Here is a 12976-nt window from a genome sequence, read left to right as displayed (position 1 = left end):
GACGTTCCTTCCTCAGTCCCAGTCCAGGCCGCCGCGCCGCCACACGTAGGCGTACGCAACGAAGACCGCGACGATGAACAGGACCATCTCCACGAAGCCGAAGATCGGCAGAGCGTCGAACGAGACCGCCCAGGGGTAGAGGAAGATGATCTCGATGTCGAAGACGATGAAGAGCATCGCCGTCAGGTAGAACTTGATCGGGAACCGCCCGCCGCCGACCGGCTGCGGGCTGGGCTCGATGCCGCACTCGTAAGCCTCGAGTTTGGCCTTGTTGTAGCGACGGGGACCGGCGAAGCGGGCGGCGCCAACGGAAAACAGCGAGAACGCCGCGGCGAGGGCGAACAGCCCGATGATCGGTGCGTAAGGCGAGAGCGACATCGTTTTCTCCTGCTCGTCCTTCCCTGCCCTCGGTGCTTGACAAAAATCACACTATTCACGTCCCTCGCAGTGGCAGTCGGCGGGGGTCGATCTTTGTCGGCATCGGCGCCGTGACCAGCGCCGATGCCGTCCTACTTATACGGCTGGGGCGGCCTTCGTCATCGCGTTGATGACCCGATCCATCGCGTCCCCGCCGCGCGGGTCGGTCAGGTTGGCCAACAGCTTGAGGACGAAACGCATCAGCGTCGGGTGCGGCATGCCGTGTTTGGTGGCGATCCGCATGATCTCGGGGCGGCCGATCAGTTTCACGAAGATGCCGCCCAGTCGGTAGTAGCCGCCGAGCCGGGCCTTCAGCTCGTTCGGGTACGCCAGCAGCGCGCGCTCGCGTTCCGGGCCGGCCGGGCGGGCGAGGGCCTGGACCATGACCTCCGCGGCCAGTTCGCCGGACTCCATCGCGTACGCGATGCCCTCACCGTTGAACGGGTTGACCATGCCGCCCGAGTCGCCGACCAGCAGCACGCCCCGGGTGTAGTGGGGCACCCGGTTGAAGCCCATCGGCAGCGCGGCACCGAGGATCGGGCCGTCGGCGTTGGTCTCGTCGGTCATCCCCCAGTCTTCCGGGGTGTTGGCGAGCCAGTCGGTGAGCAGCCGGCGGTAGTTGGTCTTGCCGAACGCCGAGGACGAGTTGAGCACGCCGAGCCCGACGTTGACCCGCCCGTCACCGAGGCCGAAGATCCAGCCGTACCCGGGCAGCAGGTTGTCGCCGCTGTCCTTGCTGCGCAGCTCCAGCCAGGACTCCAGGTAGTTGTCCTCGTGCTTGGCCGGCGAGCGGTAGTAGCGGCGGACGGCCACACCGATCGGCCGGTCCTCCCGCTTGGCCAGCCCCAGCGCGAGCGGGAATCGGCCGGAGACGCCGTCCGCCGCGACGACCAGCGGGGCGTGGAAGGTGGTGGGCTCCTTGCCCGGCCCGACCTCCGCCTCGACGCCGGTGACGCGGCCGTCGCCGTCGAGCACCGGGCCCAGCACGTTGACGCTGGTCCGCAGTTTCGCGCCGGCGGCCACCGCCCGCTGGGCGAGCAGGTCGTCGAAGTCCAGGCGCGTGCGCACCAGACCGTAGTTGGGGAAGCTGGCCAGCTCCGGCCAGTCCAGTTCGAGGCGCACCCCGCCGCCGATGACCCGCAGGCCGCGGTTGTGCAGCCAGCCCGCCTCGGGCGAGGTGTCCACACCCATCCGGATGAGCTGGCGCACCGCGCGCGGGGTCAACCCGTCGCCGCAGACCTTCTCCCGGGGGAACTCGGTCTTCTCCAACAACAGCACCCGTACGCCGTGCCGGGCCAGGTGGTACGCAGTCGCTGACCCACCGGGACCGGCGCCCACGACAATGACGTCGGCGTCGTGTTCCACCGCGGTCATTCGCGCCTCCTCCCGCACGCTCGTGAAATGCTTCACAAGCCAGACGGGACGAGTGTATGACCGGCGTCATACCAGCGCAGGATCAGGGGTACCTAACTCGCCGATGTGACACCTCATCACCGTCCACAGCGGTCAGGTGTCAGGCCGGGCTGGAGGCGTCCAGGCCCGCATCGACCCGAATTGTCTCCGGTAGATGCTCGCGGAGGGCCCCACCCGCCGCCCGGTCCAGTGCCGCCAACACCTCGGCGACCACCTGCCGAACCTCCACCGGGTCGGCCCCGGCCAACTCGCGCAACTGGGAGATGAGTTCGGCCGCGTCGTCGTCGGTGGCGGCCACCGGGTCCGCCGGGTCTGCTCCGGTCATGCGATCGAGCGTACGGGGCAAAGTGGACTAAAGACCGATATTCACGAAACCTGAATAATGTCCGTGCTGTCCGTACCGGTCGCCGGCTACTCGCGGATCCCCCGGTGCAGGGCCACCACGCCACCGGTCAGGTTGCGCCACGCCACGCGCCCCCACCCGGCCGCGGCCACCCGGCCGGCCAGCGCGGACTGCGCCGGCCAGGCCCGGACCGACTCGGCGAGATAGACGTACGCCTCGGGATTGCTCGACACCGTGCGGGCCACCGCCGGCAGCGACCGCATCAGGTACGACAGGTAGACCGTCCGGAAGACCGGGTTGACCGGGGTGCTGAACTCGCAGACCACCAGCCGGCCGCCCGGCCGGGTCACCCGGGCCAGCTCACGCAACGCCGCGTCGGTGTCGTTGACGTTGCGCAGCGCAAAGGAGATGGTCACCGCGTCGAAGCTGGCGTCGGCGAACGGCAGCCGCAGCGCGTCTCCCGCCAGCAGCGGCACCTCGGGCCGGGCCCGCTTGCCGGTGTGCAGCATCCCGAGTGACAGGTCGACCCCGACCGCGTACGCCCCGGACTGGGCCAGCTCGCGCGTCGAGACGCCGGTGCCCGCACCCACGTCCAGCACCCGCTCGCCCGGCCGCAGCCCGAGCGCCGCCCGGGTGGACCGGCGCCAGGAGCGATCCTGGCCCAGCGAGATCACCGTGTTGGTCAGGTCGTAACGCTCTGCCACGCCGTCGAACATCGCGGCGACCTCGTGCGGCTGCTTGTCCAGACTGGCGCGCTGGCCCTGCGGGGTACGGCTCACCCCCTCACTCTGCCAGCCGCCCGCCAACCGACGTTCGCTGGGTGGGCGGCACGTAGCCCGTACGCGAAAGGGCGGGGTGGTCGCCCACCCCGCCCTCGCGCCGTGCCCGCGACCGTGACACCTCGGTCAGAACGCCTGTCACCATCGCACCCGTCGCGGTCGCGCCTCGCCTGCGCGCCGCTGGTCAGGGCACCTGTGTCAGTCGGTCGACTTCTCGTCGGTCGGCGAGACCAGGACCACCTTGCGGCGACGGGTGAGCACCAGCAGCGCCCCACCCACCAGCAGGATGATCACGCCGATGCCACCGATCAGGCCGACCTGCACACCGGTAACCGGCAGGCCGCCACCGCCCGAGCCACCACCTGCGGAGCCGCCACCGGCACCCGGCGAGACCGTCGTGCCCGGCGTCGTCGTACCGCTGGGGATCGGCGTCGGCGTGGCCGTCGCGGTCGGGGTGACCGGCGGCGTCGCGGTCGGGGTGACCGTCGCGGTCGGCGTGACAGTCGGCGTCTCCGTTGCGGTCGGGGTCGGCGTAGCCGTGGGCGTCTCCGTCGGAGTGACCGTCGGCGTCGGGGTCGGCGTCTCGGTCGGGGTGACCGTCGGCGTCGGCGTGACCGTCGGCGTCTCCGTCGGGGTCGGCGTCTCCGTCGGGGTGACCGTCGGCGTCGGCGTCTCCGTCGGCGTCGGCGTCTCGGTCGGGGTGACCGTCGGCGTCGGAGTGACCGTCGGCGTCGGCGTCTCCGTCGGAGTGACCGTCGGCGTCGGCGTCGGTGACCCGGTCGGGGTGACCGTCGGCGTCGGCGTTGGCGACCCCGTCGGGGTGGCCGTCGGCGTGGGCGTCGGCGTCGGCTCGACGGCCAGGTCGACGAAGACGTCGAAGATCGCCTGGTTGTCACCCTCGTCGATCTCGGTGAAGGCCTTCCGCTGGGCGGTGCTGGCCCGCCGCGGCTGCTCCTCGGGCTTGCCGGCTGCCACGTCCAGGCCGTGCGCCACCAGCTCGCCGACCCGCAGCACCGGCTCGGTGACGTCAGTGCCGACGGTCACCTTGATGTCCGCCGTGTAGTAGTCACCGGGACGGATCACCGCGCCGTCGTCCTGGCAGAGCGCCTGAGTGACGCCGAAGGTCTGCGTGGTACACGTGTCCGGCAGGGTGTCGAAGGTGACGCCCGCCGGCAGGGTCAGCACGTAGGCGAGGCCGGTGGCCTTACGGCTGCCGTCGTTGTAGACCGCCCAGTCGACCGGCACCGTCTCGCCCGGCCGCACCGGCCGAAGGTCGGGGTCGTCGCCGTTGACGCCGTTCACCACGACGTTCGCGTTGACGTCCTGCACCCAACTGGTCAGGTCGTAGCCGGGCTCGGTGACGGTGATGTCGTGCTCGACCTTGTTGTCTTCCTCGTTGGGGTCCTCGGTGGCCGAGCGGATGGTGACCACCAGAGTGCCGGCGGCGCCCTTACCACCGGTGGAGAAGATCGGGATACCGAAGTCCTCGCTGGTGCCGGCGGCCAGGTCGCCGAGGCGGCAGGTGAACTTCTTGCCGTTCACTCGGCAGCCGTCGGGCACCACGACCCGGACCTTGTTCGTCTTCAGCTTGCTGGTGTCCACCGTGTAACTGACACCCTTGGCGTCTTCCTTGCTCCGGGTGTTGTCGACCGAGAACTTGAACGGCTTGCTCTTGGCCTCCGTCACACCCTTGGCCAGGTTGTAGCTGAGCGGCACCAGGGCCAGATCGGCCTCCTCGGCCGCCAGCACCGGAGCGGCCACGGCGGCGATGCCGCCGGCCGCCAGCAGCGCCACGACACTGGCGCGCACCAGCGTCGAGCGGTGGAACGCTGTCATCAGTCCCCCGGGGGTAGGGAAGAAAGAATGGTTGCGGAACGAGCGGACGTTATCGGAGGCCGATCTTCCACGCCAGCAGGCGGAGCCGTTTTCATCCGTCCGGCCCGAGCTGCGCAGACAGTACGGGCGGGATGGTCACCCATCCCGCCCGTACTGCCGTGCGTTATATGAACGACCCGCAGCGGGCCGATGGAGGACAGACTCGTCGGTCGACGGTGGTGACGAATATGAGCCGGGACGCTAGCCGCCGACGATCATCTCCACCAGCCCCGTACCGGACAGGCTGACGCTGCGGCGGCGGGGACCACCCGTACCGCCGGGGTGATCCGGCGGGAGCATGAGCGTCGATCAGCCGAACGGCCGGGTCTCGACAGTCAGCTGACGTCCACCAGGGGCAGGGACTTCCCCGCGCCACCGCCGGGCAGTGCGATCGAGGAGAAGTGCGAGACCACCCGCTCGTCGGTCGGGTCGTCGGCCGGCGTGTGGTGCACGGCGAGCCGGTTGTAGAGGGTGTCGCGCTGCGCCGGGATCCGGTCCGCGGAGCGGATCATGCCGATCAGCTCGTGAAGGTTGGAGCGGTGCCGGGCGCCGGCGGAGGAGATGACGTTCTCCTCCAGCATGATCGAGCCGAGGTCGTCCACGCCCATGTGCAGCGAGAGCTGTCCGACGTCCTTGCCGGTGGTCAACCAGGACGCCTGCAGGTGCGGCACGGTCTCGAAGAAGAGCCGGGCCACCGCGACCAGGCGCAGGTATTCCAAGGTGGTCGCCTGGGTGCGGCCCTTGAGGTGGTTGTTCTCCGGCTGGTACGTCCACGGGATGAAGGACCGGAAACCGCGGGTGCGGTCCTGCACGTCACGGATCATGCGCAGGTGCTCGATCCGCTCGGCGTGCGTCTCGCCGGTGCCCATCATCATGGTGGCTGTCGACTCGATGCCCTGCCGGTGGGCCAGCTCCATGACCTCCAACCAGCGTTCGCCCGACTCCTTGAGGGGGGCGATGGCCTTACGGGGCCGCTCGGGCAGCATCTCCGCGCCGGCGCCGGCGATCGAGTCCAGGCCGGCGGTCTTGATCCGGGCGATGGCCTCGTCCAGGCTCACCCCGGAGACCTTGGCCATGTGCAGGATCTCGCTGGGGCCGATCGAGTGGATGACCAGCTGCGGGTACGCCTGCTTGACCGAGGAGAACAGCTCCTCGTAGTACTCCACGCCGTAGTCCGGGTGGTGCCCGCCCTGGAGCATCACCTGGGTGGCGCCCAGCTCGACCGCCTCGCCGCACCGGCGAAGGATCTCCTCGGTCGGGTGGGTCCACCCTTCCTTGTGCTTGGGCGCCCGGTAGAACGCGCAGAACTTGCACGCCGTCACGCAGACGTTCGTGTAGTTGATGTTGCGGTCGATCAGGTAGGTGACGACGTTGTCCGGGTAGCGTCGCCGACGCACCGCGTCCGCCGCCTCGCCCAACGCGTGGAAGGGCGCCTCGGTGTAGAGCAGCAGCGCCTCCTCGGGCGTGATCCGCCCGCCGTCCGCGCCGCGCTGCAGGATGTCGTCGATCTCCCGGCTCACCGTCACACCCCCGAGCCTACGTCGGCCCACCCGACTCGACCGCCGGACCCCGGCGGGGTGCGGCACGTCCCACAGCCGCCGTCAGCTCTCGCGTACCTCGACGTGTATGCCGTAGGTGTCCCGCAGCTCCGCCGCGAACTCCGGCCCCGCCCACGCCGGCACGTGCGCCTGCCACCACGACCCCTCGGAGCCCCACGGCATCGGCTGCTCGGAGAGCACCGCCCGGAACCGCTCGTCCGCCGCCTCGATCCGCTCCCGGACCCACCCCATCTGCGGAAATCCGAACAACCGTGGGTCGTTCAGCATCCGCTCGATGGCGTCGCGGATGCTGAGGTCGAACCAGTACTCGTCGAGAACGTCGTGATAGCCCTCCTCACAGAACCCGACGAACTGCTCCCACCCCTCCGCGTAGCTGGTCGGAAGCCGTCCCCCGGTGACCTCGGCGAACCGCTCGACGAACTCCCGGTCGTTCGGCGTCGTCATGCGTCGTAGTCGACGGTGAGCTTGTCGGTGGTCGGGCTGGACTGGCAGGTCAGCACGTAGCCGGCGGCCAGCTCGTCGGGCTCCAACGCGTAGTTGCGGGCCATGGTGACCGCGCCGTCGACGACCTTCGCCTTGCAGGTCGAGCAGACGCCACCCTTGCAGGCGTACGGCAGCTCACCCCGCACCTTCAGCGCGGCGTCCAGCACCCGTTCCTCGCGACCCATCGTGAAGCTCGACGACCGGCCGTCCAGCACGATGGTCACCTCGGCCCCGGCGCCCGCCTGGTCGACGGGTCGGCGCACCGGCTCCGGTGGCGTGTCGACGTGGAACAGCTCGGTGTGCACCGCCGACTCGGACAGCCCGCGTGCGGTCAGCACGTCCCGGACGTCGACCACCATGCCGTACGGGCCGCAGAGGAACCACTCCTCGATCAGGTCGCCCGGCACGATGGTGCCCAGCAACCGGCCCAGCCGCTCGGCGTCGATCCGACCGGAGAGCAGCGGCGACTCGCCCTGTTCCCGGGAGAGGACGTGCACCAGGTGCAGCCGGGTGGGGTGACGGTCCTTCAGGTCGGCCAACTCCTCGGCGAACATCACACTGTTCGCCGTGCGGTTGCCGTACACCAGGGTGAAGGTGCTGGCCGGCTCGACGGCCAGGGCGGTCGCGACCAGCCCGAGCACCGGCGTGATGCCGGAGCCGGCGACGACAGCGCCGTAGTGCCGCACCCGGTCCGGCGCGAACGCCGTGGTGAAGGTGCCCAGCGGCGGCAGCACCTCGACGGTGTCGCCACCGCGCAGCGCCCCGCACGCGAACGCCGAGAAGGCGCCGCCGGGGATCTCCCGCACCCCGATCCGCAGCCGGCCGTGCCGGGCCAGGTCGTCCGGGGTGGAGCAGATCGAGTACGACCGGCGCACGTCAGTGCCGTCCTCCGCGGCTCGCCGCACGGTGAGGTGCTGACCGGCGCGGAACGCGAAGGTCTCCCGCAGTTCCTCGGGTACGGCGAAGGTAACCGCCACGGAGTCGTCGGTGAGCCGGTCGACGGCGGCGACGGACAACGGGTGGAAGACCGGCCGGCGGCGAACCGGGCGGGTGATGGTGACAGTCACAGCGCCTTCAGGTGGTCGAAGGGTTCGGAGCAGGAACGGCACCGCCACAGCGCCTTGCACGCGGTGGAGCCGAACCGGCTGACCTGCTCGGTCTCCGGTGAACTGCACTGTGGGCAGCGGACCGCGAGCGTCAGCGACACGACGCCGGCGGTGCGCACCGGGGCCGGCGGGGCGATCCCGGCGGCGGCGAGCTTGGCCCGCCCACCCTCGGAGATCCAGTCGGTGCTCCACGGTGGGCTGTAGACGGTCCGGACCTCCGCGTCCGGGTGGCCGGCAGCGGTGAGCGCGCGGCGGATGTCGGCCCGGATCACGTCCATCGCCGGGCAGCCGGTGTAGGTCGGGGTGATGGTGACGGTGACCCGCCCGCTGGCCGGATCCTCCTCGACCGCCCGCAGGATGCCCAGCTCGTCGATGGTGATGACCCGGATCTCCGGGTCCACCACGCTCGCGGCGGCTTCCTGTGCGCTCGCCCTGCCGGTGCCGTTCGCGATCGTGGGGCTCGCGCTCCTCGCGCTCACCACTTCGCTCCGGGGTGGGCGCGGTGCAGCACCTGCATCTCGGCGAGCAGGTAGGCCAGGTGCTCGGTGTGCACACCGGCCCGCCCACCGGCCGGGGCCCAGGCACTGTCCGGCTGGGTGAGCGTCGCCTCGGCCAGCACCGGGCCGACGACCTCGTCGAACGCCGGCCGCACTGTGGCCGGGTCGACCGGCGCCGCCGGGTCCGCGGCGAACAACTCGTGGGTGTACGGCCACACCTGGTCGACGGCCGCCTGCATCCGACGATGCGACTCCTCGGTGCCGTCACCGAGCCGCTTCACCCACAGCGCGCCATGGTCCAGGTGGTACGCCGACTCCTTGCGCGCCTTCGCGCCGATCGCGGCCAACCGCTCGTCCGCGCAGCCGGCCAGCGCCGTGTACAACGGCAGTTGGTACGCCGCCAGGAAGAACAGCTTCGCCATCGTCACCGCGAAGTCGTCGTTGGGCAGCTCGACCACTAGCGCGTTGCGGAACTCGCGGTCGTCGCGCAGGTACGCCAGCGCGTCCTCGTCACGGCCGGCGCCCTCCAGCTCGCCCGCGTACGACAGCAGCAGGCGCGCCGCGCCGAGCTGGTCGAGGGCGATGTTGGCCAACGCGATGTCCTCTTCCATCTCCGGCGCGCGGGTGGTCCACTCGGCCAGCCGCTGGGCCGCGATCAACGCGTCGTCGGCGAGAGCGAGGGTGAAGTCGAAGGGCCCGTTCACGCCGTCACCTCGCTGCGCTGCCTGGTTCGTTCGCTCCGCTCGTTCACAGGTGGGCCACCCCGTCCGGCACCTCGTAGAAGGTGGGATGGCGGTAGACCTTGTCGGCGGCCGGGTCGAAGAAGGCGTCCTTCTCGTCCGGGCTGGACGCGGTGATCGCACCGGCCGGCACCACCCAGATCGACACGCCCTCCTGGCGACGGGTGTAGAGGTCGCGGGCGTTGCGCAGGGCAAGCTCGGCGTCGGGGGCGTGCAGGCTGCCGACGTGCGTGTGCGACAGCCCGCGCCGCGCCCGCACGAAGACCTCCCAGAGCGGGGTGTGTTGCGTCATGCTGCGACCGTCTCCTTCTGTCCCGCCCGCTTCGCGGCGTATGCCGCGGCGGCCTCGCGTACCCAGGTGCCGTCGGCGTGCGCGGCCCGGCGGTGGGCCATCCGCTCCCGGTTGCACGGCCCGTTGCCGGAGATCACCTGCATCAGCTCGTCATAGTCCGGCTGGGTGTAGTCGTACGCCTGCCGCTCGTCGTTCCAGCGCAGGTCCGCGTCGGGGATGCGCAGCCCGAGGATCTCGGCCTGCTGGACGCACATGTCGACGAAGCGTTGGCGCAGATCGTCGTTCGAGAAGCGCTTGATCTTCCAGGCCATCGACTGGGCGGAGTGCGTGGAGTCGCCGTCCGGCGGACCGAACATGGCCAGCGACGGGTACCACCAACGGTCCACGGCGTCCTGGGCCATCGCCTGCTGCGCGGGGGTGCCGTGTGCCAGGGTGTGCAGGATCTCGTAGCCCTGCCGCTGGTGGAACGACTCCTCCTTGCAGACCCGGATCATCGCGCGGGCGTACGGGCCGTACGAGCAGCGGCAGAGCGGGACCTGGTTGACGATCGCCGCACCGTCCACCAACCACCCGATGGCGCCCACGTCGGCCCAGCTCAGGGTGGGGTAGTTGAAGATCGAGCTGTACTTCTGGCGACCGTCGAGCAGCAGTTGGACCAGCTCGTCGCGGCTGATGCCGAGGGTCTCGGCGGCGGCGTAGAGGTAGAGGCCGTGACCCGCCTCGTCCTGCACCTTGGCCAGCAGGATCGCCTTGCGCTTGAGCGACGGCGCCCGACTGATCCAGTTGCCCTCCGGCTGCATGCCAATGATCTCGGAGTGGGCGTGCTGGGCGATCTGCCGGATCAGCGTCCGCCGGTACGCGTCGGGCATCCAGTCGCGGGGCTCGATCTTCTGCTCGGCGTCGACCACCTCGGCGAAGTACGCCGCCAGGTCCTCGTCCGGCGCGGGCCCGCCACGCCGCCCGCGCGCCGCCGCTGCCCGCAGCTCGGCCTCGGCGGCCTCGACCTCGCCCAGCAGGCCGCCGGGCGCCTCGTCGGTGGCGCCGTCCGGGGCGGAGAAGTCGTTGCCATACATGAGGCTAAGTGTTACAGCTTGCGCCACGTTGCACCAGGGGGTGTAACAGGAATCCGCGCATCCCATCTGTGAGCGGATGAGTGCTTTGCGCTACTTGGACACCGTCATGGCGCCGTGACCTAGGCCACGAAACAAAGGTGAATCCCTGCAAAAACCTCATACCGACCCCATATCCCGTCTTTATCGCAGGTTGCCTAGTGTCGAACCCTGGCGGTCTGCCGGTCCGGACGTAGACTTCTGCCGGACAACCGATCGGCTGCCGACATCGACATCTCCACAGAGGCCACCTCCCCCGGCCTCGGCGATCGCACCCGATTCGTCCCGACGACAAGCCGGTCCCCCCGGCCCTGACACCTGGAGTTCACCCACTCATGCGATCTCGCGTGACCCTGGTGCTCGCCATCACGGCGGTCGTGCTCGGCGGCGTCCTACTGGTCCCCACCGCGTACGCCCGCCTCGCCAGCGACAGCGGCGGAGGCGGCGGAGGAGGTACGTCGAGCGTCGCCGCGCCCGCGCCCACCCCACCACCGCCGCCCACCCTGGCCGCCGGCCCGGTGTCGGTGAGCTTCAAGGGTGAGTTCTTCTCGTGGGCTCTGCTGGACCGGAAGACGGGCAAGATCTCCGGGTCGCCGAACATGACAGCGACCAGCTCCACCGAATCGATGATCAAGGCGTGGATCGTCTCCGACTACCTGCGGCAGCTCGGCGACAAGGAGCCGCCCGCAGCGATGAAGGAGATGGCTCGACTCGCCATCGTCGACAGCAACGACGGAGCGGCCAACAAGATCCACGCCGCTGCGGGTGGCTCCTACAAGCCCTCGTCGAGCAGCGTCCCCGACGCGGTGATCCAACGAGCGATCAAGATCTGCGGGCTGACCGACACCAAGCGCGGCAACGTCAAGCCGTACACCGGCTACTGGAGCTTCACCCGGATGTCCCCCCGCGACGCGGCCCGGGTCGGCGACTGCATCGCCGACGGTAAGGCCGCCGGCCCGAAATGGACCAAGTGGGTGCTGGACCAGATGAGCAAGGTCAAGGGCACCACCGCGGCCAAGGACCAGCGGACCTCGTCCGGTGGTGGCCGCTGGGGGATCATCGACGGTCTACCCAAGTCGATCACCGCTCAGGGGCCGGTCAGCATGAAGAACGGCTGGACCCCCATCTACGGCGACGGCAACTGGCACGTCAACTGCCTCGCCGTCACCAGCAAGTGGAGTCTCGCAGTGATGCTGCGCTACCCGATCAGGACCGGTCTGGACTACGGCGCGAAGGTCTGCGCCAGTGTGGCCACCCAACTGGTCACCCCGCAGCCGGGCGCCGCCCTCAAGGTGCCGCAGCAGCCGGTCGGAAAGCTCTGATGGCCGGCAACCGTCGGGGCGAGCGCCGCAACGGCGGCGAGGCCTCCCCGATTCGACTGATCGCCGTCGCGGTCATCCTGATCGGGCTGGTCCTGGTGTCGCTACGGCTGCTGCCCGGGTCACCGTTCGAGTCGTCCGCCGCGGCCAAGTGGGGCGACGCGGGCTCCGGCACCAGCGACCGCCCCACCGGCGCCGGCACCGACCGCAGCGCCCGCCAGCCCTCCTCGCCGTCACCGAGCCCCAGCCCGTCGCTGGAGCCGCTGCCCTTCGTGGCGAAGAACCTCGATCTGGACATCAAGGGCTGGTACTCCTGGAGCGTCCTCGACCGCCGAACCGGAAAGATCATCGGTTCGAAGAACATGGGCGAAACCAGCACGACGGCCTCGATGATCAAGGCCTGGATCGTCGCCGACTACCTGCGTCGCGCCGCCGACGCCGGCCAGACCCCGAGCGACGCCAAGCTCGCCGACGCGACGCGGATCATCCGGGACAGCGACAACACCCGGGCCGAACAGTTCTACAACCAGGTCGACCGGGACGCCTCGATCAAGCGGCTCATCTCCATGTGCAAGCTGACCGACAGCAGCGTCGCCCCCGACCGCGGCTGGAGCCGGACGGCGCTCTCCCCCCGGGACACCGCCCGGATGGGCAACTGCATCGTCACCGGCACCGCCGCCGGGCCGAAGTGGACCAAATGGCTGCTCAACGAGATGAAGCTGGTTCGCGGTGCCGGCGACTTCGGTATCCGCAAGGCCTTCCCGGCGGCCGAGCAGAAGAAGATCGCCATCAAGAACGGGTGGATCGACCGGACCAGGGAGCAGGAGATGCACATCAACTGCCTGGCCATCGGTGACACCTGGACGATGGGCGTGATGGTCAAGTACCCGATCAACATGGGCTACGACTACGGCATGAAGAACTGCGAGAAGATCACCGAGGCACTGCTCCGCCCCGGCACCTGAGCCCCTCAGGCCGCCGCCGGCCGCTCTGGCCCGAGGTTTTGGCGGGCCTGGATTTGCCGGCCCGGCGTACTGACGGGCC

The 12976-nt window shown here is 69.9% G+C and carries 13 protein-coding genes and 1 pseudogene; 2 read left to right on the top strand and 12 right to left on the bottom strand.

Annotated elements, in window-relative coordinates; all coding sequences use genetic code 11:
* Nucleotides 1-12 precede the first annotated feature (12 nt).
* The 12 genes and pseudogenes from MED15_RS10445 to paaA all read right to left on the bottom strand — a co-directional run bounded on the left by MED15_RS10445 (nt 13) and on the right by paaA (nt 10577).
* Entirely contained in the window at nt 13-378 is a 366-nt protein-coding gene (locus tag MED15_RS10445) for an NADH-quinone oxidoreductase subunit A (protein WP_007454588.1), read from the bottom strand.
* 135 nt (nt 379-513) lie between these two features.
* Nucleotides 514-1791, bottom strand: a complete 1278-nt coding sequence (locus tag MED15_RS10440; RefSeq protein ID WP_112585680.1) for a geranylgeranyl reductase family protein — start codon at nt 1789-1791, stop codon at nt 514-516.
* A gap of 139 nt (nt 1792-1930) precedes the next feature.
* Nucleotides 1931-2155, bottom strand: coding sequence for a hypothetical protein (locus MED15_RS10435; RefSeq protein WP_091395588.1), 225 nt, complete (start codon nt 2153-2155; stop codon nt 1931-1933).
* A gap of 86 nt (nt 2156-2241) precedes the next feature.
* On the bottom strand, nt 2242-2952 hold the full coding sequence (locus MED15_RS10430; RefSeq protein ID WP_091395591.1) for a demethylmenaquinone methyltransferase: 711 nt from the start codon (nt 2950-2952) through the stop codon (nt 2242-2244).
* A 771-nt stretch (nt 2953-3723) separates the two neighbouring features.
* Nucleotides 3724-4788, bottom strand: a pseudogene (locus MED15_RS34160) (cell wall anchor protein); the annotation flags it as partial.
* A 374-nt stretch (nt 4789-5162) separates the two neighbouring features.
* Nucleotides 5163-6353 (bottom strand): cyclic dehypoxanthinyl futalosine synthase, encoded by a 1191-nt coding sequence (gene mqnC, locus MED15_RS10420; RefSeq protein WP_112585678.1) that lies wholly within the window; start codon nt 6351-6353, stop codon nt 5163-5165.
* Between the two features lie 75 nt (nt 6354-6428).
* Nucleotides 6429-6830 (bottom strand): hypothetical protein, encoded by a 402-nt coding sequence (locus MED15_RS10415; RefSeq protein WP_112585676.1) that lies wholly within the window; start codon nt 6828-6830, stop codon nt 6429-6431.
* Entirely contained in the window at nt 6827-7936 is a 1110-nt protein-coding gene (gene paaE / locus MED15_RS10410; protein ID WP_112700003.1) for a 1,2-phenylacetyl-CoA epoxidase subunit PaaE, read from the bottom strand. The genes MED15_RS10415 and paaE overlap by 4 nt, the downstream gene beginning before the upstream one ends.
* Entirely contained in the window at nt 7933-8427 is a 495-nt protein-coding gene (gene paaD, locus MED15_RS10405; protein ID WP_112735679.1) for a 1,2-phenylacetyl-CoA epoxidase subunit PaaD, read from the bottom strand. Before paaD ends, paaE begins: the two co-directional genes overlap by 4 nt.
* 23 nt (nt 8428-8450) lie before the next feature.
* On the bottom strand, nt 8451-9176 hold the full coding sequence (gene paaC, locus MED15_RS10400; protein ID WP_112585672.1) for a 1,2-phenylacetyl-CoA epoxidase subunit PaaC: 726 nt from the start codon (nt 9174-9176) through the stop codon (nt 8451-8453).
* Nucleotides 9177-9219: 43 nt separating this feature from the next.
* Complete coding sequence (paaB, locus tag MED15_RS10395) at nt 9220-9504, bottom strand: 1,2-phenylacetyl-CoA epoxidase subunit PaaB (RefSeq protein WP_091395615.1); 285 nt, start codon at nt 9502-9504, stop codon at nt 9220-9222.
* Nucleotides 9501-10577, bottom strand: a complete 1077-nt coding sequence (paaA, locus tag MED15_RS10390; RefSeq protein WP_112585670.1) for a 1,2-phenylacetyl-CoA epoxidase subunit PaaA — start codon at nt 10575-10577, stop codon at nt 9501-9503. The genes paaB and paaA overlap by 4 nt, the downstream gene beginning before the upstream one ends.
* 371 nt (nt 10578-10948) lie before the next feature.
* Here paaA and MED15_RS10385 point away from each other — a divergent pair, with 371 nt between their 5' ends.
* Nucleotides 10949-11935 carry a serine hydrolase gene (locus MED15_RS10385; protein WP_112585668.1) on the top strand — a complete coding sequence of 329 codons (987 nt, stop codon included), beginning with the start codon at nt 10949-10951 and terminating at the stop codon, nt 11933-11935.
* A complete protein-coding gene (locus MED15_RS10380) occupies nt 11935-12897 on the top strand; it encodes a serine hydrolase (protein ID WP_112585666.1) in 963 nt (320 codons plus the stop codon). Before MED15_RS10385 ends, MED15_RS10380 begins: the two co-directional genes overlap by 1 nt.
* Nucleotides 12898-12976: the final 79 nt, after the last annotated feature.

This window comes from Micromonospora noduli, assembly GCF_003264475.1.
Classification (GTDB): domain Bacteria; phylum Actinomycetota; class Actinomycetes; order Mycobacteriales; family Micromonosporaceae; genus Micromonospora; species Micromonospora noduli.
The sequence above is the reverse complement of the archived record's forward strand: the minus strand, read 5'-3'. Positions and strand labels throughout refer to the sequence as shown.

What these genes read in the sequence shown, in the direction of transcription:
- MED15_RS10385 (WP_112585668.1), top strand. Translation starts at nt 10,949, where the DNA reads ATGCGATCTCGCGTGACCCTGGTGCTCGCCATCACGGCGGTCGTGCTC.
- MED15_RS10445 (WP_007454588.1), bottom strand. Translation starts at nt 378, where the DNA reads ATGTCGCTCTCGCCTTACGCACCGATCATCGGGCTGTTCGCCCTCGCC.
- MED15_RS10440 (WP_112585680.1), bottom strand. Translation starts at nt 1,791, where the DNA reads ATGACCGCGGTGGAACACGACGCCGACGTCATTGTCGTGGGCGCCGGT.
- MED15_RS10435 (WP_091395588.1), bottom strand. Translation starts at nt 2,155, where the DNA reads ATGACCGGAGCAGACCCGGCGGACCCGGTGGCCGCCACCGACGACGAC.
- paaA (WP_112585670.1), bottom strand. Translation starts at nt 10,577, where the DNA reads ATGTATGGCAACGACTTCTCCGCCCCGGACGGCGCCACCGACGAGGCG.
- MED15_RS10380 (WP_112585666.1), top strand. Translation starts at nt 11,935, where the DNA reads ATGGCCGGCAACCGTCGGGGCGAGCGCCGCAACGGCGGCGAGGCCTCC.
- MED15_RS10415 (WP_112585676.1), bottom strand. Translation starts at nt 6,830, where the DNA reads ATGACGACGCCGAACGACCGGGAGTTCGTCGAGCGGTTCGCCGAGGTC.
- paaB (WP_091395615.1), bottom strand. Translation starts at nt 9,504, where the DNA reads ATGACGCAACACACCCCGCTCTGGGAGGTCTTCGTGCGGGCGCGGCGC.